The sequence below is a fragment of the Prochlorococcus marinus str. MIT 1214 genome (assembly GCF_027359355.1).
In the GTDB taxonomy this organism is placed as follows: domain Bacteria; phylum Cyanobacteriota; class Cyanobacteriia; order PCC-6307; family Cyanobiaceae; genus Prochlorococcus_B; species Prochlorococcus_B marinus_F.
In genome coordinates, this window is the sequence record NZ_CP114777.1 from 1,690,568 (window position 1) to 1,710,624 (window position 20,057).

The following is a 20,057-nucleotide window of genomic DNA, read 5'->3' on the forward strand; positions in this document are numbered from 1 at the left end:
TTTATCGTTGCAACTTAATTTAAATAGTTATGCATATACCTCCTTTTAGCCTTGAAGCTCAAATTTCTGAAATTGGAGAAGAGATTGAAGAAGCTTTACTAAAGGTTTTTAGAAGCGGAAAATATATTGGAGGAGAAGAGGTAACTTCCTTCGAAAAAGCTTTTGCCTTGGCTACAGAAACTTCTTATTCAGTTAGTTGCAATAGTGGAACTGATGCATTAATTCTTGCTTTAAGATCACTAAATATTGGACAAGGTGATGAGGTGATCACCTCATCATTTAGTTTTTTTGCGACTGCAGAAGCAATTACAAGTGTTGGAGCTAGACCGATTTTTGTAGATATTGATCCTGAAAATTATCTTATGGATCTAGATTTAATAGAAAAAGCAATAACTCCTAGAACAAAAGCTATTTTGCCGGTGCATTTGTTTGGTCATCCACTAGATATGGATAAAATAATGGCAATTGCTGAAGGAAACAAACTAAAGGTTATAGAAGATTGTGCGCAAGCAGCTGGTACGTATTGGCGAGGTAAACCCGTGGGAAGTTATGGGGATGTAGGTTGTTTTAGTTTTTTCCCTACGAAAAACTTAGGTGCGGCAGGAGATGGAGGAGCTATAACTACTAATGATTTTCTTCTGGCAAAAACAATTAGGGAATTAGCTATTCATGGGATGCCAAAGAGATATTTTCATACAAAGATTGGATATAATAGTAGACTTGATTCATTACAAGCTGCGATCTTAAATGTTAAGTTGGCTCGATTAAATAAATGGATCGAGCAAAGAAAAGGAATAGCAATTAATTATATAAATAAGCTATCAATGATAGAAGGAATAAAATTACCTTCTAATACTTTGATCAATAATTGTGATCATTCTTGGAATCAATTTGTAATAAGAATAATGGACAATTCTTTTGTTAAAAATTTAAAATTTACTTCCGAGGACCTTCTTGATACTCCAAGCAGAGATTTATTTAAAACTGAACTTCAAGGGTTTGGAGTAAATACAATAATTTATTACCCAATACCCATACATCTTCAGCCTGCATATAAAGAGTTAGGTTATAAAGAAGGTTCTCTTCCTGTTACTGAAAAAGTATGTAGTCAGGTTATTAGCTTGCCTATTTTCCCGGAGTTTAAATCTATTGATCAATTATATGTAATTGACAAAATAAAGGAAATTTTTAAAAAATAATCTACTTAATACTCGAATATAATTCTTTGAAGATTGATGTTTGAATTTTATGGTTTATTATAGGTTTGGGATAGCTATTTCTCTCCGCAGAAATTATTTCACCTGAAAGTAAATTAGGCGTCGAAATGTGTGATAATTCTGGAACCCACTTTCGGATATAATTACCATCTTCGTCAAATTTAGAAGCTTGTCTAAAAGGATTGAATATTCTCATAGGTTTTGGATCCATTCCACTGCTAGCACTCCATTGCCAACCTCCATTGTTTGATGCCAAGTCACCATCAACTAAGCTTTTCATGAAGAAAAGTTCTCCCCATCTCCAATCAATCAAAAGGTCTTTTACTAGAAAAGAAGCAACAATCATTCTGCATCGATTATGCATCCATCCAGAATCCTTAAGTTGTCTCATTGCAGCATCAACTATTGGGATACCAGTCAATCCATTTGCCCAAGCTTCAAACCAATCAGAATTATTTTGCCATGGAAAATTTAACCATTTTTCTCTATATGGACCTTTCTCAAGCTCTGGAAAATTAATGAGTGCATTTTGATAAAACTCTCTCCAAGCAAGTTCCTTTATCCATGTATCAATAGCATTTGTTTGATATTCGTTTGTTGCCAAATTTTTTGATTGTTGAGCCCCATTCCATACTGCCCTGCAACTTATTGTCCCTAGACTTAAAGCAGCACTTAGATTTGAAGTTGATTCTAACGATGGAATATCTCTTGCTTGATTATATGAATTTATAATTCCTGAATTTATGAAAAAGTTTAATTGCTTTTTTGATTCAGACTCCCCTGGTTTACAAGGACAAAGATTAGTGTCTTTAAATCTATTTAAAGAAAGTAAATCATAAATAGGCTTAGTTTCGTTAGTAATGCAATAGTTTAAGTCTGAGTTTTTAATTAATGATAATTCTTTCTCATCTAGACCTTGAATTTTTCCAGATGTTCTTGAAATTTGTATTGAATTTCTATTGGCAATATTGGTCTGATTGATTATATCAATCCATTTACGATAAAAAGGTCCATATACCTTATAAGGTTCATAATTGTTTGTTTTGATATTAGCTGGATTAACAATTAATTGATCTAAAAATGTGTATATTTTTCTCTTATCTTTTGAAAGTTTCTCTGTAATTATTTTGTCTCTATTGATTTCGTAGGGCTCAATATTATCATTCCAGTAAATACATTCGGCTTGAATTAAGTCCGCTAATTTAGAAATTAATTTAATAGGATCTCCATTCAATATTAATAAACGACTCCCTCTTCTTTCCCAATTCTTTTGGAGTTCCAAAAGACTTTCGCCCAAAAACCAATTTTTAGCCTCAGATGTAGTTCTGTTGAGATTTAAAAGATTGGGATCTAAAACATATACTCCTATGAGATTTTTTGAATTTTTAGATGCTTCACATAGACCTATATTGTCTTCAATTCTTAAATCTCTTCTATGCCAAAAAATTGATCGAGACGTTATCATTTTTTATTCAAGATTTGGCATGCTCTGAACCATGCAGTAATGGTTTTCCCATCAAGTGATTCTTCTCCACTTGCAATAATTTTATTTAATTTTTCGGGGGCAATTTTTAAGACTTCAATATCTTCATCTGCATCGCCCTCAGGCTTCTGATTAAGTTTAGTTAAATCTCTTGCAAGAAAAAGATGAATTATTTCGTCTGAATATCCTGGACAAGGAAGCATTTCTCCAAGATTGTCCCATCTTTTGGCAGAGTATCCACTTTCTTCTTGAACTTCTCTTTTAATTGATTCAAGTGGACTTTCACCTGCTTCTAAAGTTCCAGCTGGAAACTCGAGAATTCGTTGCGAGCAAGCAAATCTATATTGACGAAGAATAACGACTTCTCCAGAATCTGTTATTGGTACTGCCAATGCAGCTCCTGGATGACGAATAACCCCAAATTCCCCCTCCATTGAATTGGGTAAAAGAAATTTATTAATTTCAAAACGAATTTTTTTTGCATCAAGACACGCTTTTGTCTCAATAATTTTTGAGGGTTCAGGTCCTGGAATAGACATACATTTTTTTGTATTCATATAGGATGACTGATTTTTTTAGAAAAGGTTGGTGATTTTTGTTACGAGTTTTATTCAGGCCAAATGTTTTTTGAGATGATTCGTTTCGGTTTCCCTTGAGACTTTGATAAAACCTCTGCAAGGGGAATTAAAACAAAGTTTCTTTCACTTAATCTTGGATGAGGCAAAATAAGGGTTTCTGTATTTATCTGCAGTTCTCCCCAAGAAATGAAATCAATATCTAAAGACCTTGGCCCCCAAAAAAATTCTGTCTTTTCTCTTTCCCTACCTGCAATTTTTTCTAATTCTAAAAATTTTTTCATTAAACATATAGCTGCTTTTTTATTTGGAGTTACTGAGGCAAAATCCTCTCCCGCTACAACAAGTACAGTATTAATAAATCTTGGTTGATCAAATGGTCCCCCTAAAGGATCAGTCTCAAATAGCGGCGCCCATTGAAAAGATAAAGACTTATCAATATTTTGAGAGTCGATTTTTGGACAATTTAAAGCAACATTCCATTCAATTATGGTTTTTTCTATTTGCGGCCTTATGGCAGAGATTGTTCTTATGGGATCTCCAAGAATGCCAGGGATATTTGCGCCTATTGAGATGACGAGTTTCAATTCTGGTTTTTGTTTTGCATAAGTCATGCGAATATTAAAAGACTTTTAAAAATTTGCTTGCTTTATCCAACCCTATGGTTTCCAGCGGATTGAATAACAACAAAATGTCTTCGGCTTCAAAAGACATTGCAGTAATAGAAAGAGCGAATCGTTCTTTCCCTTTGGCTGCAATTACAGGCCATGGAACTTTAAAGCTTGCTTTAATGCTTGCCGCAGTTGATCCAGGTTTGGGAGGAGTGATAATTGCTGGTGGTCGTGGCACTGGTAAATCGGTTTTAGCTAGAGGCTTGCATGCCCTTCTTCCTCCAATTGAAATAATTGATTTAGACAAATTAAGCAATACGAATGGTGATGAAGAATCATTTATTTTTCCAGTAGGTAGAAATTTAGATCCTTCTTTTTCAGGTGAGTGGGATGAATTCACTAAACAGCTGTTTGCAAAAAATATAGGAAGTCTGGAAAATACTAATGACTTAGAGAGTATTCCCAAGAAAGTTGTTCCTGCCCCTTTTATTCAGGTTCCCTTAGGAGTAACCGAGGATAGGCTTGTTGGTGCAGTTGATGTTGCCGCTTCATTATCAAGTGGAACGCCAGTATTTCAGCCAGGGTTATTAGCTGAAGCTCACAGAGGAGTTCTGTACATAGATGAATTGAATTTGTTGGATGATGGCATTGTTAATCTACTTTTGGCTTCAGTTGGAGCAGGTGAAAATAGAGTTGAACGAGAAGGTTTGAGCCTAAGTCATCCATGTCGACCTCTTTTGATTGCTACTTACAATCCTGAAGAGGGGTCATTGAGAGACCATCTTTTGGACAGATTTGCAATTGTGTTGTCTGCAGATCAATTAATTACAAATGAACAAAGAGTTGAAATAACCCAGTCTGCTATTGCTCATGGTCAATCTAGTGAAGCTTTTTCTAAGAAATGGTCTGAAGATACAGAATCTCTATCAACGCAATTACTGCTAGCAAGACAATGGCTCCCAGATGTTCAAATCAGTAAGGATCAAATTGAATACTTAGTTTTAGAGGCCATTCGTGGAGGCGTAGAGGGACATAGGTCAGAGCTTTATGCAGTAAGAGTTGCAAAGGCTCATGCTGCTTTATGCGGTAGAGATTCAGTGGATGCAGAAGACTTAAAGGCTGCCGTAAGACTTGTAATCGCCCCAAGGGCTATGCAAATGCCTTCAGAAGAAGAAATGGAACCCCCAGCCCCTGAAGATCAGCAGCCACCGCCTCCGCCTCCTGAAGACTCTGAAGAAAACAATGATCAAGAAGAAGATCAAGAAGAAGATCAAGAGGAGGAGCAAGAAGAAGAGTCATCCCCTCCAATTCCGGAAGAATTTATGCTTGATCCAGAAGCATGTGCTGTTGATCCTGATTTGTTATTGTTTTCATCCACTAAATCAAAGAGTGGAAATAGTGGAAGTCGATCAGCTGTTTTAAGTGATAATCGAGGAAGATATGTAAAACCAATTCTTCCAAGAGGTCCAGTTAGAAGGATTGCAGTTGATGCAACTTTAAGAGCTGCAGCTCCTTATCAGAAAGCTAGAAGAGAAAGAGAACCTAATAGGAAAGTTATTGTTGAGGAAGGTGATTTGCGCGCAAAATTGCTCCAACGTAAAGCAGGTGCATTAGTGATTTTTTTGGTCGATGCCAGTGGATCTATGGCTCTAAATAGAATGCAAAGTGCAAAAGGAGCAGTTATTCGCTTGCTAACAGAAGCTTATGAAAATAGAGATGAAGTTTCTCTAATTCCTTTTAGAGGAGATCAAGCAGAAGTCTTGCTTCCGCCGACAAGATCAATCACAGCGGCAAAAAGAAGACTTGAGGCAATGCCTTGCGGTGGTGGATCTCCACTTGCTCATGGTTTGACTCAAGCCGCAAGAGTAGGTGCAAATGCTTTGGCGACCGGAGATCTAGGTCAGGTTGTTGTGGTCGCGATTACTGATGGTAGAGGAAATGTTCCATTAAGTACTTCATTAGGTCAACCGGTCCTCGAGGGAGAAGAGCCCCCTGATTTGAAGCAAGAGGTTCTTGATGTCGCTTCTCGATATAGAGCGCTTGGGATTAAATTGCTTGTAATAGATACAGAAAGAAAGTTTATAGCAAGTGGCATGGGTAAAGATTTAGCTGAGGCATCCGGAGGGAAATATGTTCAATTACCTAAGGCTAGCGATAAAGCTATTGCTTCAATTGCAATGGATGCAATTAATAGCGTCACCTAATAAAATTTGTCCTTTAAGGATATATATCATCAAATAATTTACTCAAACCTATAGTCAATGTTTTTAGAGCATTTATAAGTTCTTTATCTTCAATAATATTACCCATATTTGAACTCATTTTATCAATCTTCTTTGTTAGAGAACTAGAAGTTGAGGCGATATCCTGGATGTCTTTAAGTGTATTTGGATTGTCAAGGCTTTCAAGAATATTGTTTAAATGAAATGCAGCTTTTGTCAATTCAGAAATTATAGGCTTCGCTCTTATGAGTTCTGATTTAGATAACAATACTAGTTCATCAAGATTGGCTTGAGTGCGATCAAATTGTTGAATAGATTCTGATACTTTATTAACTATTGCTTGTCTATCGGCCTCATTAATAATCCCATCTAAACCCTCTGTAAGACTTGATATGCTTACAATTTCTAAGCCTTTAATCTTGTCTCCACTGCATAGTATCCTTTTACTAGGACAATCTTTGCTGACTGTAAATAGTTCGCTTTTATTTAATGGTTTACCTAATGAGACTAGGGATAATTGAGCATCTCCACCAAGCATGGAACTTGTAACTATTTTTGCAATTACAGGTTTTGTTAAAGTTAGATTATTATTGTTTAATTTGATTTTAGTTTCAACAGTGCTTGGAGTGAAATTGATCTTTTGAACAGAGCCAACAATGATTCCCCGATAAGTAACTGGAGACATCTTTGCAAGACCACTTGCATCTTTGAAGTCTGCAGAAATCTCCCAACTTTTTGAGCCCAAACGAAAATCTCTTAACCAAAGCATTGCTCCTGAAAAGATAAGTAATCCACCTAAAAGTGAAAATCCAACAAACGCATCTCGTAAACTTCTTCGCATGAATTTATAAATCCTCAGGTTGCATTGGTCCTTGGAGATTACCTGTTCGAAATTGTTTTACATAGGAATTTTCACTTTGTTTAAATTGATCTATGGATCCGTCCCATTTAAATTTTCCATCATAAAGCAAAATAACTCTATTAGCTGTTCTTTCAATTGTACTGGAAACGTGACTTACTACTATTGAGCATCCTTCTGCAGTATCGGTTGTTTTAATAATTAGATCTTCAATTCTAGTGCAAGCTATTGGATCTAATCCAGCAGTTGGTTCGTCATATAAAAGAAGTGGAATTGAGTTTCTTTCTTTCTTCGAGTTACTAATTAAGGCTCGAGCAAAACTGACTCTTTTTTGCATTCCACCACTCAGTTGATTTGGAAATTTTTCTGCAACATCAAATAAGCCCACTTTCTGTAAACAATTTATTACTTTTTTATTAATAATCTCCTCAGAAAAGACTTTTTGTTTTTCAAGCAAAAACCCTACATTTTCCCTAACAGTTAATGATGCTAATAATGCTGGATTTTGAAAAACTAATCTCACATCGGGTGGGTTATTTTGATCGAGCCTTAAATAATTTTGTTTAACACCTGATATTTGAAGGCTTCCTTCGGAAGGCAAGAGCAATCCAGCTAGTAAGCGAAGTATTGTTGATTTGCCTGAGCCCGATGGACCAACAATTGCCAGTCTTTCTCCAGCACTCATGGCTAGATTGACTTTATCGAGAACTTTATTTGATCCCAGTTGCACACTGAGATCTTTCATCAACATCACTTGAGTGTTTTTTGGCACACTCTCTCCTAAGGTTTGTTTGGCTATCTCATTTTGTATGAGATATGTGAATTGGGAAGTTTAATTAGAGCTTATGTGAATTAATTATCTAGTTTTATTTGTTGTAATTTTCTCAAACCTGAATCCATTGAAAAAAAGAAGAAAAAGAAAATTAAGAAGATCGACTTTGCGTAAAAGCTTTTGCGATAGTTTGTCTTTTAATCTTTACGCTCGCTTTAAAAGAGCTATCCGATGGCTTTTGCCAGGGCTAGTTGTCAAAAGATGGATGATTACATCTGGTTTGGGATTATTAATTGCTTTGATTGGGGCCTCGATTTGGGCTGATCTACGCCCAATTTATTGGGTTGTTGAAATACTTTTTTTGTTTTTAGGATTCATAACTAATTTTTTACCTAGAACTATTTCTGGACCAATAGTTTTTTTGATAGGAATATCTCTTTTAATTTGGGGGCAAGGAAGAAGTTTTGAATCTATTAAGCAGGCTTTAGGCTCAAAAAAAGATACTTTTTTGGTTGATGCGTTAAGAGCTAAACAAAGATTAAATAGGGGGCCAACTATTGTTGCTATTGGCGGTGGTACAGGTTTATCTTCATTGTTAAAAGGCTTAAAAAGATATAGCAGCCGTATTACAGCAATAGTGACTGTTGCAGATGATGGAGGAAGTAGTGGAGTGCTTAGGAGGGAGCTGGGTGTTCAGCCTCCAGGAGATATAAGAAATTGTTTAGCAGCTTTAGCAACGGAAGAGCCTCTTATAAAAGGTCTTTTTCAGTATCGCTTTCCTTCGGGCAGTGGTCTTGAAGGCCATAGTTTTGGGAATCTTTTCTTATCTGCCTTAACTGCGATAACTGGAAGTTTAGAGACTGCAATTACTGCTTCAAGTCGTGTTCTTTCTGTTCAGGGTCAAGTTGTACCAGCTACTAATGTAGACGTTCGATTGTGGGCAGAACTTGAAAATGGTGACCGAATTGATGGTGAATCCGCTATTGGAAAAGCTCGCTTACCAATAATCAGAATTGGTTGTTATCCTTCAGCGCCCCCAGCTTTGCCAAGAGCTCTGGAAGCCATCAGAAATGCTGAAATTATTTTGATAGGTCCAGGAAGTCTTTATACTTCAATCCTTCCAAATCTTCTTGTCCCTGAAATAGTCGAAGCGATTGAGAGGAGCAAAGTCCCAAAATTGTATATATGTAATTTGATGACTCAACCAGGAGAAACTGATGGACTTGATGTTACTGGTCATGTGAGGGCTATAGAAGCTCAATTGGCATCAAGAGGAATTACAAAGAAAATATTTAATTCAATCCTTGCTCAAGATGAGTTAGAACCATCCCCATTGGTTGATTACTACAAATCAAAAGGTGCTGAACCAGTCAAATGCAATAAAATAGATCTTCTGTCGAAGGGTTATAAGGTGTATCTAGCTTCTCTTCAGGGTTCAAAGGCTACTCCAACTTTGAGACATGATCCTAGGAGTCTCGCTTTAGCAATAATGAGGTTTTATAGAAGATATAAAAAAAGTAAATAAATCAGTATGCATCTTGCATTTCATAAAAATCTGGCTGAATATAGTCTTTTCTAAGTGGCCATCCTTTCCAATCTTCAGGCATCAAAAGCCTTTTTGGATGCGGATGACCTTTAAATTTAACACCATACATATCAAATGTTTCTCGTTCTTGCCAATCGGCACCTCTGTAAAGGCCATACAAGCTAGGAATAGTTAAGTCCCCATCTCTAGATAGGAATACTTTTAGTCTTACTTCGCGGGGTGCAATATCTTTTTTTATTTCACTAATTTCTATTAGATTATAAAAACAAACAATATTTAAACCAGGGCCCTCATCATATCCACCTTGGCATTGAAGATAATTAAATCCATCATTTTTTAAAGCTTCAACTATTGGCAATAGATTGCTTGGCATGATTTTTATAACTTCAACACCTAGGTGGTCTTCTGGAAGAGGAAGGTTCTCAAATCCTTTGTTTGAAAGCCAATCACTTATTGGAGCTGAGGTTTTTTCTTCAACCACTATTTCTGATTCATTTTTCATAGTTTTTTAATAAGAGATTTTCAATCGCTTGAAAGTTCCTCAGATATTTTTTGGATTTCTTTTAACGATTGATCAAACTCTTCTGATAAGGAGGGATTTAAAGCAATTAATTGTGTTTTCGCTTTTAGGTATTTTCCATTTACTTTTGACTCAGATCTGTTCATTTTATGAGGGATAGTTAAATACCTATGAGTTTGAGTAATCTTTGATCTCTCTGAAATTGATTCGTTGGCAACTTTTTTTCTTAATTTAATTACAGCATCAAAGATTGCTTCTGGTCTTGGAGGACATCCAGGAAGGTAGAGGTCAACAGGAATTAATTTGTCCACACCTCTAACTGCAGTAGTTGAATCTGCGCTGAACATGCCACCAGTAATAGTGCAAGCTCCCATTGCAATTACATATTTTGGATCTGGCATTTGTTCATAAAGCCTTACAAGAGCAGGTGCCATTTTCATTGTGACAGTGCCAGCCACTATAAGTAGATCTGCTTGTCTAGGAGAACTTCTTGGGACTAATCCAAATCTGTCAAAATCAAATCGAGATCCAATTAGAGCTGCAAATTCAATAAAACAACAAGCAGTCCCATAAAGAAGAGGCCATAGACTGCTTAATCTTGCCCAATTGTGAAGATCTTCAAGGCTAGTTAGGATTATATTTTCGCTTAGATCATTAGTGACTGTGGGAGCCCCTACGGGGGCGCAGGAAGCTTCTCTCAGGTTTCTTACTGCTTCAGAAGAAGGAGTTTTTTTCAAGGGATTTAACTCCATTCAAGGGCACCTTTTCTCCATGCATATGCTAAAGCCACAACAAGTATTGTGATAAAAACAAGTGCTTCTATAAATGCTAGTAACCCAAGTTTGTGAAATGCAACTGCCCATGGGTAAAGGAACACCGTCTCTACATCAAATATAACGAAAACAAGTGCAAACATGTAGTAACGAATATTAAATTGGATCCATGCCCCTCCTATGGGCTCCATGCCTGATTCATATGTAAGTTGCCTCTCTCCTGCTTTGCTTTTAGGAGCTATTAGCTTATTGGTTGTGAGAGCAAGAATGGGAACTGCTCCAGAAATAAGAAGAAATCCTAAAAAATACTCATAACCCTGAAGGGAAAACATGAATGAATTACTGATTTCAATATCATTCTGACAGTCATTTCCTAGATTAGTGCCATAGAGTTGTTATATGTGAAAGTGAAAACTGTGAGTGAAGACACCAAAACTAATTCAAACTCTTTTGAGGATTTGAATTCTGATGAAAAACAAAATCAAGTTGTTTCATTTGAACCAAAAAATTCAATTGATGACTTTGATCCAAAATTTAATCGATTTGAGTGCATGAGCTGTGGTTTTATTTATGACCCTGTTGAAGGTATAAAAAAGCTAAAAATTGAACCAGGAACGTCATTCTTAGACATAGATAGAGAGAATTTTAGATGTCCAGTCTGTCGGGTAGGATTTAGTGGATACAAGGATATTGGACCCAAGTCAAAGCCTAGTGGATTTGAAGAAAACCTTACTTATGGCTTTGGATTTAATAAACTTCCTTCAGGCCAGAAAAACGTTCTTATTTTTGGAAGTCTGGCTTTAGCAGCTGCCTGTTTTCTCTCTCTTTATTCTTTGAAATGAAACGCCTGTTTTCAAACTTCATTAATTTGACTCTTGTCTTGATAGTTGGAGTTGCTCTTAGTGGATGTACTGTTAGCAATGCTTCAATAGGATCATCAAGTCCCTGGTCCTTAGTTGATCTAGACACTGAAGCAAATCCATTAGATGTTGACTTTGTAGATGACAAAAATGGATTCTTGGTTGGCACAAATAGGTTGATCCTAGAAACAAATGATGGAGGGATTACCTGGAAAGAAAGAAATTTGGACATTCCAAGCGAAGGGAACTTTCGTTTAATTAGTATTGATTTCAAAGGGCAAGAAGGGTGGATAGCAGGCCAACCAGGATTGATTCTTCATTCATCTGATGGAGGAAAAAATTGGACTCGTCTAGACCTTGGAAATAATTTGCCAGGTGATCCATACTTGATAACAACAATTGATACTGATACTGCTGAATTAGCCACTACCGCTGGAGCAATTTATAAAACTACTGATGCAGGAACTAACTGGGAAGCAATAGTTTTGGATACATCTGGTTCTGGAGGTATAAGAGAATTAAGACGAACAAATAAAGGTGGTTATATAAGTGTTAGTAGCCTTGGTAACTTTTTCTCAGTTCTAAGCCCAGGAGAGGAGTCATGGAGCCCTCATCAAAGAGCAAGTAGCAAGAGAGTTCAAAGTGTTGGTGAGCAGCCAAATGGGGATTTATGGATGCTTTCTAGAGGGGCTGAAATCAGATTTAATGCAGATCCTGCTGATATCGACTCTTGGTCTAAGCCCATCATCCCAATCGTAAACGGTTATAACTATCAAGATCTTGTTTGGGATCCATCTAAGTCCATTTGGGCCGCTGGAGGAAACGGAACTTTATTGGTGAGTAATGATGATGGAAAAACTTGGAAAAAAGACCCTGTGGGTGAATCTGTTCCAACAAATTTCATCAGAATTTTATTTGTGGACGATTCTAATATTGACAGCCCTAAGGGATTTGTATTTGGAGAAAGGGGGAATTTATTGCGATGGCAGGGGTGAAATCATAAATTTTTGATGATTTCCATGACTCTGTGTAACCACCTTGCAACAGATATCCTTTCTTTTGGTTTCGCTTGATAAGATCACTGAGCTGATTAAGTGAGGCTATGGCTGCCGGCTCTACCGGGGAACGCCCGTTTTTTGAGATCATTACTAGTGTCCGCTATTGGATTATCCATGCAGTGGCACTTCCTGCGATCTTCGTGGCAGGATTTTTATTTGTGTCTTCTGGGCTTGCCTACGACGCTTTTGGAACTCCTAGACCAGATACGTATTTTCAGGCTGGAGAAAGCAAAGCTCCTGTTGTTGTTCAGCGCTTTGATTCCAAGGCTGAACTGGACACGCGTCTGAAATAACCAAATTTCATCTGATTGCTTTATTATCCATGCAAGTCAATCCAAATCCAAATAAAGTTCCGGTTGAATTAAACCGAACAAGTCTTTATCTTGGACTCTTACTTGTTTTTGTAATGGGAATTCTTTTTTCCAGTTACTTCTTTAACTAAATCTCTTTATCATGAGCAAATTAAAAGGACCTGATGGACGAGCAGGAGATCGTCTTTCAAATGGTATGCCTGCAGTCTCCTGGGAAAGACGGTGGACAGAGGGAGCACTGCCTTTATGGTTAGTAGCTACTGCAGGTGGCACTGCTGTTATTTTTGTTCTTGGTATTTTCTTTTACGGTTCATACACTGGTATTGGTAACGCTGGTTAGTTTTAACTAGAAAAATACTATTTATTTGAAATAACTTAAAAACCAACAGTCATTTATTGTCTGTTGGTTTTTTTAAAGCCAGTATTTATCTGTAAATAGTTTGATCTTGGCTCTAGTTTTATCTGATACATGCTCTTTTGGAGTAACCAGTGCATTTTTTAATGCATTATGAAAAGAGCTTGAAGGCCTTAATGATGAGATTCTTTTAGCGGCAGCAGAGATTATTGATTTTGCAAAATTTGCATTTTCCTGGAGATTCTCAATGACCATCTCGACAGATACATTGTCGCAATTTTGATTCCAACAATCATAATCAGTAACCATGGATAGGCTTGAGTAAGCGATTTCGGCTTCTTTTGCCAATCTAGCTTCTGTATGGTTTGTCATCCCTATTATTGAGCATCCCCAATCTCTATATAAATTTGATTCTGCTCTTGTTGAAAATGCGGGCCCTTCCATAGCAAGATATGTCCCTCCAACATGCATTTGTTTTGCTTTAGTTAGAATTTTTTCTATTTCTTGCGAAAGTATTTGAGAAAGAGTTTCACAAAAAGGATTTGCCATGCTTATGTGAGCTACAACTCCATCATTAAAAAAAGTCAATGGTCTTTGATGAGTTCGATCTATAAATTGATCAGGAATAACAATGTCGCAAGGTTTGATATCTTCTTTTAACGATCCCACAGCTGATGCCGAGATTAACCATCTTACGTTTAGAAAGCGCATAGCCCAAATATTTGCTTTATATGGAATTTCGCTTGGATTTAAAGTATGTTTCTCTCCGTGGCGAGCGAGAAAAACAATCTCTATTCCAAATAGATTGCCTATTAGTAACTTATTAGAAGGTTTTCCATAGGGAGTGTCTAAGCTTAATTCGACTATATCTTTAAGATTTTCAATCCTATATAGTCCGCTTCCTCCAATAATTCCTAATCTTGCTTTTTTGAAATCATAGGCATCTGATTGTGTTCCAGAAATATTTAAAAAATCATGTTCAGTGATCATCTCGTTCTAGCTGGTGGTGGTCATACTCATGCCCTTGTGTTGCTTAGATGGGCAATGAATCCAAAATTGAAGCCTGCTGGAATGATTACTTTAGTCAATAAAGAAAGTACAACCATTTATTCTGGGATGTTTCCAGGTGTCCTGGCAGGTAAATACAAGATTGATGAAATAATAATTGATTTGAGGACTCTTGCTTCAAAAGCAGGAGTTTCATTTGTGATGGCGGAAATTGAGGGGCTTGAACTTAAGAAGAAAAAATTACTTTTAAAAGGGCGCCCAGAAATTGAATATTCGTCTTTGTCTCTGAATATAGGAACAAAAACTAACTTCAATTCTAAATCTTTAATTAGAGGGGATAATGATTTTGCTGTTACAATTAAACCTTTTTCTGAATCATATAAGTTTATTCTCGATCAAGATATCCACAAGGATGATTCTTCTGCAAAACCATTTGTAATTGTTGGTGGTGGATTTGCTGGGATAGAAATAGCTTTTTCTTTAAGAAAAAGATGGCCAAAAAGAGCTATTCTATTAAAAGTTAAATCAGGAAGAAAGATTAATAAAAATCTATTGAAAAATTTAAATGATTTCAATATTAAGATTACACAAAAGAGTCCATCTATTTTATATCCAAAATTAATTTGTACGGGTAATAAATCATTTAATTGGATAAAAGATAGTGGTTTACCTATAGATGGATATGGGAGGGTGCTAACAAAAAATACTCTTCAAGTCCTCAATAATCCTGATTTATTTGCTGTAGGAGATTGTGGAGTTATTAATAATCATACTCGTCCTTCTTCAGGAGTATGGGCAGTCCGTTCCGCAAAACCACTTGCAAAGAATTTAGAGTATATAAGTCAAGGTCTAAAACCTAATGAATGGAAACCTCAAAGAAAAGCAATACAACTTTTAGATATAAATTCAGGAGGAAAGTCTTCTAAAGCTTTTATTTCTTGGGGTGAAGTTATAGTTGGACCTTTTAATATTCTATCAAGATTAAAAGAAACAATTGATAAAAATTTTATCTCAAAATTTAATCTTATTAAAGATAAAAATTCAGAAATGTTGTCTAAAAAAGAGATGATTAAATGTAGAGGATGTGCGGCAAAATTAGCTTTTACTCCATTAAATTCAGCATTAAAAAAATTAGATTTAATAGAGTCTTCAAATGATGATTCTATAGATATTGGAATCTTGAATTCTAGGAAGACCTTAATACAAAGTGTAGATGGATTCCCTTCTTTAATTAGCGATCCATGGCTAAATGGGAGGCTTTTGGCTTTTCATTCTTGTTCTGATATTTGGGCATGTGGAGGATCTGTTATCTCGGCACAATCTGTTGTGAACTTACCATTATTACCAAACAATTTACAGCAAGAACTTTTATTTCAAGTATTGGAAGGTATTAATTCTGCTTTAACCATTCAAGGGGCAAAACTTATAGGTGGGCATACATTAGAATCAAGAAAAATATCTGAAGAGCCTTTTTCTCTTGGAATTGAAAGCTCACTGGCTGTAAATGGAATTGTTGATGAAAAACAATATTTTTGGTCTAAGGGAGGAATGAAAAAGGGAGATCAAATTCTAATTAGTCGTTCTTTAGGGACTGGAATTATTTTTTCTGCGTTTATGAATGGCCATGTAAAACCTTATATACTTGATTCTGTTTTAAAAGAAATGAATAAAAGTCAGCATGATATTGTTAATTATATTAATCACTTAACTAATATAAATCCAAACCAAAAAATTATTAATGCATGTACTGATATAACTGGCTTTGGTTTGTTAGGTCATTTATCTGAGATGTTGGACTCTACAAATAGAGATCAATTAAAGATGAATTCAGAACCCTTGAAAATCATTCTTGAGCTAGACAATATTCCCGTATATGATGGTGTAAAAGAACTTTTTGATATAGGTTTTGAGAGTAGCTTAGCCCCTTCAAATGAAATTTTTTTGAAAAATATTGAGGGAGATAAAGATTTAAAAGTTGAGCTGGTATCTAATAATTTTATTCCGAATAGCCCATCTTATAATACTATGCTAAAAATTTTATTAGACCCACAAACATGTGGCCCTTTGGTTGTTAGTTGTTCATCCATTTACTCTGAAAAACTTATACAAGAAGGGCCTTGGATTAAAATAGGCTTTATTCCTTGATAAGTACTTATTAACTTTTTCAAGAAATAATTTTTCCATCAATTAACTTCATTCTTTGTCGTTTAATTTCTATTCCTATTTCTGGTCCAGGTTCCCAACCTTTAGCTATTAAATCATCTCCTTTTATTGGAGACTCTATATCTTTCCAGTTATATAGCCAAGATGATAAATAATCTTTTAGGGGATTCTCCCTACATATTTCAAGTATGAAAGAAGATTCATTAGCATCTAATTCCTCTAGAACAGTTGTCCACTTAGATGGAGACCAATTTGTATATAACTTATTATCTATTATATTAGCTAGAAATTTTTTTAATTGACAAGCTCCTTTTATTATTTCTTGTTGTTGTTGATTTAATTGTAATCTTTTAGCTAGACAGATAGGGTCTTTAGATTCATAAACTAATGCAGTTAGCGGCTCTATATCTGAATTCTTTGCAGTCAATATTTTTTCGATGAGTCTGGTATCATTTTGTAATTTCGAATCTACTATTTTTAGGCCTCCCCAGTCTTGTAGATTTTTTAATGCTTTCTTCCAATAGTTATTTTTTAAAAGCAATTCGAGTTCCATTTTTAATCTTATTGATAATGCTGAAGGGGCTAAATCAGTATTATCTTCAATATGCCAATTCCATGGCCACTTATTTATTGTATCTTTTATTTGTTTTAAGGCTTGATTTGATAGATGAAAATCTAACTTTGCAGAATAGCGGGAAGCTCTAATAATTCTAGTAGGGTCTTCTAAAACACTTGATTCATGCAAAAAGTCCATTTCCATATTTTCAATTGCATCTGAACCTGAAAATAAATCTATTAGTCTATTATCTTTGAGTTCAATTGCCATCGCATTTATATTAAAATCTCTTCTTATTAGATCTTTTTTTATTGTTGATATTTCGACTATTGGATTTTCTCCAGGCATGGGATAAGTCTCTGCACGGGCAGTCGCAATATCAACTTTTAAGCCATTAATTATTACTTCTGAGGTTTTATAAGTTGCATTATCACGTATGACTTTTACTCTTTCTGCCCCAAGAACTTTTTGTAATTCTTTTACATAGATAGATGTCTCCCCTTCAATGATTAAATCTAGATCATTGAAGATAATTGCATAATCTTGATTTTTAGATTTTGTTATTAAGTCTCTTACAACCCCTCCAACTATCGCAATAGAGGTTATTTTAACTGAGATAGCTGCATCTAAAAGAATAGTGAGAATACCAATAGGTAATTCTTTTATCTCTTTTTCAATTGTCGATTTATCAAATAATTTCATTAGAAATATGATTTTAGTTAATTAATATTTTTTTAGATTAAATTTTACTCATTAATTAATTTTAATGGAGCTAGTCGTGGGTCTAAAATTTTTGGTCCCATTCCTGAGAATTTTACAGCTAGAGAGATTTTCTCTCCTGAACCAAAAACATGTGTGATTTGTCCTTCGCCAAATGAAGAATGCTCAACTTTATCGTTAACTGCCCATCTCTTCCCTGGGGAAGGACCAGAATATGTTTTTCTTAATGCATTTTCAGCTTCACTAGGAAAAGACTTTTTATTAGTTTGGCGATCAACTCTAGTCAGTCTATCTAGATTTTTTTCTCTTCTCAATGTCGCCCCACCAGATAATGGGATATCGCCTTTGACAAGTTCTTCTGGTATCTCGGATAGGAATATAGATGCGATAGCAGGTTCTCTCATTCCTCCCCACATTCTTCTCTCAGATGCATGAAAGAGAAATAGTTTTTCTTTCGCTCTAGTAAGACCTACGTAACAAAGTCGCCTTTCTTCCTCAAGTGAAGATGGATCATCAAGTGATCTATAGCTTGGAAATAAGCCTTGCTCCAGTCCCACAAGGCAAACAACAGGAAATTCCAAACCTTTACTGCTGTGAAGAGTCATTAATGTGACTCGATTTGACGCAGTATCTTTATTATCTGCATCACTTGATAAAGCAGCAGTTGATAAAAAACCTTCTAAATTTGCATCTTCACTTTCTTCCTGATATTGCAAAGCGGCATTAACTAATTCTTGAAGATTGCGTCTTCTTTCTTCTGCTTCATCTGTTCCTGTTGCTATTAATTCATTTAAGTAGCCACTTTTTTCTAAAACTAATTGAACTAACTCGGCCGGGCTTGAAGAAAGAAGATGACTTTGTAATTCATTGATAAGCTCACTAAAAATCAAAAGACCTTTAGCTGATCTTCCAGCTAGAGATCTGACAGCTTCGGGGTCATTTACAACTTCCCAAAGAGGAATTTTTAATTGACTAGCAGCATCACTCAATCTTTGAACTGTTGTTTTACCAATACCTCTTTTAGGGACATTTAAAACTCTTAGAAGACTGACACTGTCAGATGGATTAATTAAAAGTCTTAAATAAGCAAGTAGATCTTTAATCTCTCTTCGATCATAAAAACGTAATCCTCCAACCACAATGTATGGAATACTCCAGCGGACCAATGAGTCCTCAATTGCTCTTGATTGAGCATTAGTTCTATAAAGAATAGCCATATCTCCCCAATTTAATTCTGGATTTGAGGCATCTAAAATTCTTAGCCTATGAATAACTGCCTCTGCCTCTGCTATCTCATCGTCACACCTAGTTAATTTAATAGGCTCACCTTCTCCTCTAGTTGCTCTAAGAACTTTATCTATTCTTTCTTTATTGTTGGAAATTAGTGAATTAGCTGCTTCGAGGATGGTAGAGGTAGACCGATAATTTTCTTCAAGTTTTACGAGCGTAGAATCATTTGTATTGTCTTGGCTTTTCTTCCCAAAGTCCTCTTGAAAGCCCATTAGTATCCTAAAGTCCGCTGCTCTAAAGCTGTAAATACTTTGATCTGCATCGCCAACAACAAAAACTGATCGATTATTCCAATCTTTAAAAGAAGATGGATCTTTGCCATTGGTAACTAATTGTTTAATTAATTCGTATTGTGTCCAATTAGTATCTTGATATTCATCGACTAAAACATGTTTGAAACGATTGTGCCAATAAGTCCTAATCTTTTCATTTTGTTGTAGTAATTGAACAGGTATCAATAGTAGATCATCAAAATCTAATGCATTATTAGCTGCTAAAGCTTTTCTATAAAGTCTATAAGTTTCACCAACTAATTTACCTCTCTGACCCTCTTGACTCTTTGACAAATCATCAGGAAGTAAGCATTGATTTTTAGCATTACTGATTGCCCAACGGACTTTTTTGGGCTCAAATCTTTTAGGGTCTAATTGTAGGTCTTGTGTAACTATTTCTTTGATAAGACTTTGTGCATCTGTCTCATCGTATATTGAAAACTGTCTAGTCCAAGTTAACCCTTCAGGGTCTTTGAACTTGTCAATATCAAAGCGTAATAATCTTGCAAATAAAGCGTGAAAAGTTCCTATCCATAATTCACGACTGATTTCACGATATATACGATTACGAATTTGTCTTTGCTCTGCTATTTGTAATGCAGACCAAGGCTTACTGTAACTTACATTTGCCAACCTTTTTGCTAGAAGTAATTCAAGTCTATCTTTCATTTCTCTTGCAGCTTTATTGGTAAAAGTGACTGCAAGAATAGAGCTTGGATCAACTTTATATTCAATAATTAAATGCGCGATACGATGAGTAAGTGCTCTAGTTTTTCCACTTCCTGCACCTGCTATAACTAATAATGGACCATGAAAATGATCCACTGCTTGAGACTGAGCTTGGTTTAATCCATTTAAAAATATATTGTTTGACTTTTTCATTTTA

The 20,057-nt window shown here is 35.5% G+C and carries 20 protein-coding genes; 9 read left to right on the top strand and 11 right to left on the bottom strand.

Annotation, left to right across the window (positions count from 1 at the left end; all coding sequences use genetic code 11):
• Positions 1 to 29 precede the first annotated feature (29 nt).
• Positions 30 to 1,199 carry a DegT/DnrJ/EryC1/StrS family aminotransferase gene (locus O5639_RS09285; RefSeq protein WP_269624244.1) on the top strand — a complete coding sequence of 390 codons (1,170 nt, stop codon included), beginning with the start codon at positions 30 to 32 and terminating at the stop codon, positions 1,197 to 1,199.
• Between the two features lies 1 nt (position 1,200).
• Here O5639_RS09285 and O5639_RS09290 read toward each other — a convergent pair whose 3' ends face one another.
• The 3 genes from O5639_RS09290 to folK form a co-directional block, all read right to left on the bottom strand.
• The gene (locus O5639_RS09290) at positions 1,201 to 2,682 is read right to left on the bottom strand and encodes a cryptochrome/photolyase family protein (RefSeq protein WP_269624245.1); all 1,482 of its coding nucleotides are present in this window, start codon (positions 2,680 to 2,682) and stop codon (positions 1,201 to 1,203) included.
• Positions 2,679 to 3,239: an NUDIX hydrolase gene (locus tag O5639_RS09295; protein ID WP_269625546.1), complete on the bottom strand. Its 561-nt coding sequence runs from the start codon at positions 3,237 to 3,239 to the stop codon at positions 2,679 to 2,681. Before O5639_RS09295 ends, O5639_RS09290 begins: the two co-directional genes overlap by 4 nt.
• 68 nt (positions 3,240 to 3,307) lie before the next feature.
• A complete protein-coding gene (folK, locus tag O5639_RS09300; RefSeq protein ID WP_269624246.1) occupies positions 3,308 to 3,889 on the bottom strand; it encodes a 2-amino-4-hydroxy-6-hydroxymethyldihydropteridine diphosphokinase in 582 nt (193 codons plus the stop codon).
• A gap of 47 nt (positions 3,890 to 3,936) precedes the next feature.
• Here folK and bchD point away from each other — a divergent pair, with 47 nt between their 5' ends.
• On the top strand, positions 3,937 to 6,090 hold the full coding sequence (gene bchD / locus O5639_RS09305) for a magnesium chelatase ATPase subunit D (RefSeq protein ID WP_269624247.1): 2,154 nt from the start codon (positions 3,937 to 3,939) through the stop codon (positions 6,088 to 6,090).
• A 13-nt stretch (positions 6,091 to 6,103) separates the two neighbouring features.
• On the opposite strand, the gene O5639_RS09310 is transcribed toward bchD, so the two are convergent.
• Both O5639_RS09310 and O5639_RS09315 read right to left on the bottom strand, forming a co-directional pair.
• On the bottom strand, positions 6,104 to 6,949 hold the full coding sequence (locus O5639_RS09310) for an MlaD family protein (protein WP_269624248.1): 846 nt from the start codon (positions 6,947 to 6,949) through the stop codon (positions 6,104 to 6,106).
• Positions 6,950 to 6,953: 4 nt separating this feature from the next.
• Positions 6,954 to 7,739: an ABC transporter ATP-binding protein gene (locus O5639_RS09315; RefSeq protein ID WP_269624249.1), complete on the bottom strand. Its 786-nt coding sequence runs from the start codon at positions 7,737 to 7,739 to the stop codon at positions 6,954 to 6,956.
• A 127-nt stretch (positions 7,740 to 7,866) separates the two neighbouring features.
• Between O5639_RS09315 and O5639_RS09320 the strand changes: the two genes are divergently transcribed.
• Positions 7,867 to 9,264 (top strand): gluconeogenesis factor YvcK family protein, encoded by a 1,398-nt coding sequence (locus O5639_RS09320; protein ID WP_269624250.1) that lies wholly within the window; start codon positions 7,867 to 7,869, stop codon positions 9,262 to 9,264.
• A gap of 1 nt (position 9,265) precedes the next feature.
• Here O5639_RS09320 and O5639_RS09325 read toward each other — a convergent pair whose 3' ends face one another.
• Genes O5639_RS09325 through O5639_RS09335 form a run of 3 tightly spaced genes read right to left on the bottom strand, consistent with a single transcriptional unit; the run spans position 9,266 to position 10,910 of the window.
• A complete protein-coding gene (locus O5639_RS09325) occupies positions 9,266 to 9,787 on the bottom strand; it encodes an NAD(P)H-quinone oxidoreductase subunit J (protein ID WP_269624251.1) in 522 nt (173 codons plus the stop codon).
• A gap of 20 nt (positions 9,788 to 9,807) precedes the next feature.
• The gene (gene nuoB / locus O5639_RS09330) at positions 9,808 to 10,557 is read right to left on the bottom strand and encodes an NADH-quinone oxidoreductase subunit NuoB (protein ID WP_269624252.1); all 750 of its coding nucleotides are present in this window, start codon (positions 10,555 to 10,557) and stop codon (positions 9,808 to 9,810) included.
• Positions 10,548 to 10,910 carry an NAD(P)H-quinone oxidoreductase subunit 3 gene (locus tag O5639_RS09335; protein WP_011294293.1) on the bottom strand — a complete coding sequence of 121 codons (363 nt, stop codon included), beginning with the start codon at positions 10,908 to 10,910 and terminating at the stop codon, positions 10,548 to 10,550. The genes nuoB and O5639_RS09335 overlap by 10 nt, the downstream gene beginning before the upstream one ends.
• A gap of 84 nt (positions 10,911 to 10,994) precedes the next feature.
• Between O5639_RS09335 and O5639_RS09340 the strand changes: the two genes are divergently transcribed.
• The 5 genes from O5639_RS09340 to O5639_RS09360 all read left to right on the top strand — a co-directional run bounded on the left by O5639_RS09340 (position 10,995) and on the right by O5639_RS09360 (position 13,147).
• Positions 10,995 to 11,420, top strand: coding sequence for a rubredoxin (locus tag O5639_RS09340; protein WP_269624253.1), 426 nt, complete (start codon positions 10,995 to 10,997; stop codon positions 11,418 to 11,420).
• Positions 11,417 to 12,433: a photosynthesis system II assembly factor Ycf48 gene (locus tag O5639_RS09345; RefSeq protein ID WP_269624254.1), complete on the top strand. Its 1,017-nt coding sequence runs from the start codon at positions 11,417 to 11,419 to the stop codon at positions 12,431 to 12,433. The genes O5639_RS09340 and O5639_RS09345 overlap by 4 nt, the downstream gene beginning before the upstream one ends.
• Positions 12,434 to 12,540: 107 nt before the next feature.
• Positions 12,541 to 12,789, top strand: a complete 249-nt coding sequence (gene psbE, locus O5639_RS09350; protein WP_011294296.1) for a cytochrome b559 subunit alpha — start codon at positions 12,541 to 12,543, stop codon at positions 12,787 to 12,789.
• 29 nt (positions 12,790 to 12,818) lie between these two features.
• Positions 12,819 to 12,938 carry a photosystem II reaction center protein L gene (locus tag O5639_RS09355; protein ID WP_011294297.1) on the top strand — a complete coding sequence of 40 codons (120 nt, stop codon included), beginning with the start codon at positions 12,819 to 12,821 and terminating at the stop codon, positions 12,936 to 12,938.
• Positions 12,939 to 12,949: 11 nt separating this feature from the next.
• A complete protein-coding gene (locus O5639_RS09360; protein ID WP_269624255.1) occupies positions 12,950 to 13,147 on the top strand; it encodes a photosystem II reaction center protein J in 198 nt (65 codons plus the stop codon).
• A 72-nt stretch (positions 13,148 to 13,219) separates the two neighbouring features.
• Here the strand turns inward: O5639_RS09360 and mtnP are convergent, their stop codons facing one another.
• Positions 13,220 to 14,152, bottom strand: a complete 933-nt coding sequence (mtnP, locus tag O5639_RS09365; protein ID WP_269624256.1) for an S-methyl-5'-thioadenosine phosphorylase — start codon at positions 14,150 to 14,152, stop codon at positions 13,220 to 13,222.
• Between mtnP and selD the strand changes: the two genes are divergently transcribed.
• Complete coding sequence (gene selD / locus O5639_RS09370) at positions 14,138 to 16,315, top strand: selenide, water dikinase SelD (protein WP_269624257.1); 2,178 nt, start codon at positions 14,138 to 14,140, stop codon at positions 16,313 to 16,315. The two genes, mtnP and selD, sit on opposite strands and share 15 nt — an antisense overlap.
• A gap of 19 nt (positions 16,316 to 16,334) precedes the next feature.
• Here the strand turns inward: selD and O5639_RS09375 are convergent, their stop codons facing one another.
• Positions 16,335 to 17,591, bottom strand: a complete 1,257-nt coding sequence (locus tag O5639_RS09375; RefSeq protein ID WP_269624258.1) for a CCA tRNA nucleotidyltransferase — start codon at positions 17,589 to 17,591, stop codon at positions 16,335 to 16,337.
• Positions 17,592 to 17,635: 44 nt separating this feature from the next.
• Complete coding sequence (locus O5639_RS09380) at positions 17,636 to 20,053, bottom strand: UvrD-helicase domain-containing protein (RefSeq protein WP_269624259.1); 2,418 nt, start codon at positions 20,051 to 20,053, stop codon at positions 17,636 to 17,638.
• Between the last annotated feature and the right edge of the window lie 4 nt (positions 20,054 to 20,057).

What these genes read in the sequence shown, in the direction of transcription:
- O5639_RS09285 (WP_269624244.1), top strand. Translation starts at nt 30, where the DNA reads ATGCATATACCTCCTTTTAGCCTTGAAGCTCAAATTTCTGAAATTGGA.
- O5639_RS09290 (WP_269624245.1), bottom strand. Translation starts at nt 2,682, where the DNA reads ATGATAACGTCTCGATCAATTTTTTGGCATAGAAGAGATTTAAGAATT.
- O5639_RS09295 (WP_269625546.1), bottom strand. Translation starts at nt 3,239, where the DNA reads ATGTCTATTCCAGGACCTGAACCCTCAAAAATTATTGAGACAAAAGCG.
- folK (WP_269624246.1), bottom strand. Translation starts at nt 3,889, where the DNA reads ATGACTTATGCAAAACAAAAACCAGAATTGAAACTCGTCATCTCAATA.
- bchD (WP_269624247.1), top strand. Translation starts at nt 3,937, where the DNA reads ATGGTTTCCAGCGGATTGAATAACAACAAAATGTCTTCGGCTTCAAAA.
- O5639_RS09310 (WP_269624248.1), bottom strand. Translation starts at nt 6,949, where the DNA reads ATGCGAAGAAGTTTACGAGATGCGTTTGTTGGATTTTCACTTTTAGGT.
- O5639_RS09325 (WP_269624251.1), bottom strand. Translation starts at nt 9,787, where the DNA reads ATGAAAAATGAATCAGAAATAGTGGTTGAAGAAAAAACCTCAGCTCCA.
- nuoB (WP_269624252.1), bottom strand. Translation starts at nt 10,557, where the DNA reads ATGGAGTTAAATCCCTTGAAAAAAACTCCTTCTTCTGAAGCAGTAAGA.
- O5639_RS09335 (WP_011294293.1), bottom strand. Translation starts at nt 10,910, where the DNA reads ATGTTTTCCCTTCAGGGTTATGAGTATTTTTTAGGATTTCTTCTTATT.
- O5639_RS09345 (WP_269624254.1), top strand. Translation starts at nt 11,417, where the DNA reads ATGAAACGCCTGTTTTCAAACTTCATTAATTTGACTCTTGTCTTGATA.
- psbE (WP_011294296.1), top strand. Translation starts at nt 12,541, where the DNA reads ATGGCTGCCGGCTCTACCGGGGAACGCCCGTTTTTTGAGATCATTACT.
- O5639_RS09355 (WP_011294297.1), top strand. Translation starts at nt 12,819, where the DNA reads ATGCAAGTCAATCCAAATCCAAATAAAGTTCCGGTTGAATTAAACCGA.
- O5639_RS09360 (WP_269624255.1), top strand. Translation starts at nt 12,950, where the DNA reads ATGAGCAAATTAAAAGGACCTGATGGACGAGCAGGAGATCGTCTTTCA.
- selD (WP_269624257.1), top strand. Translation starts at nt 14,138, where the DNA reads ATGTTCAGTGATCATCTCGTTCTAGCTGGTGGTGGTCATACTCATGCC.
- mtnP (WP_269624256.1), bottom strand. Translation starts at nt 14,152, where the DNA reads ATGATCACTGAACATGATTTTTTAAATATTTCTGGAACACAATCAGAT.
- O5639_RS09375 (WP_269624258.1), bottom strand. Translation starts at nt 17,591, where the DNA reads ATGAAATTATTTGATAAATCGACAATTGAAAAAGAGATAAAAGAATTA.
- O5639_RS09380 (WP_269624259.1), bottom strand. Translation starts at nt 20,053, where the DNA reads ATGAAAAAGTCAAACAATATATTTTTAAATGGATTAAACCAAGCTCAG.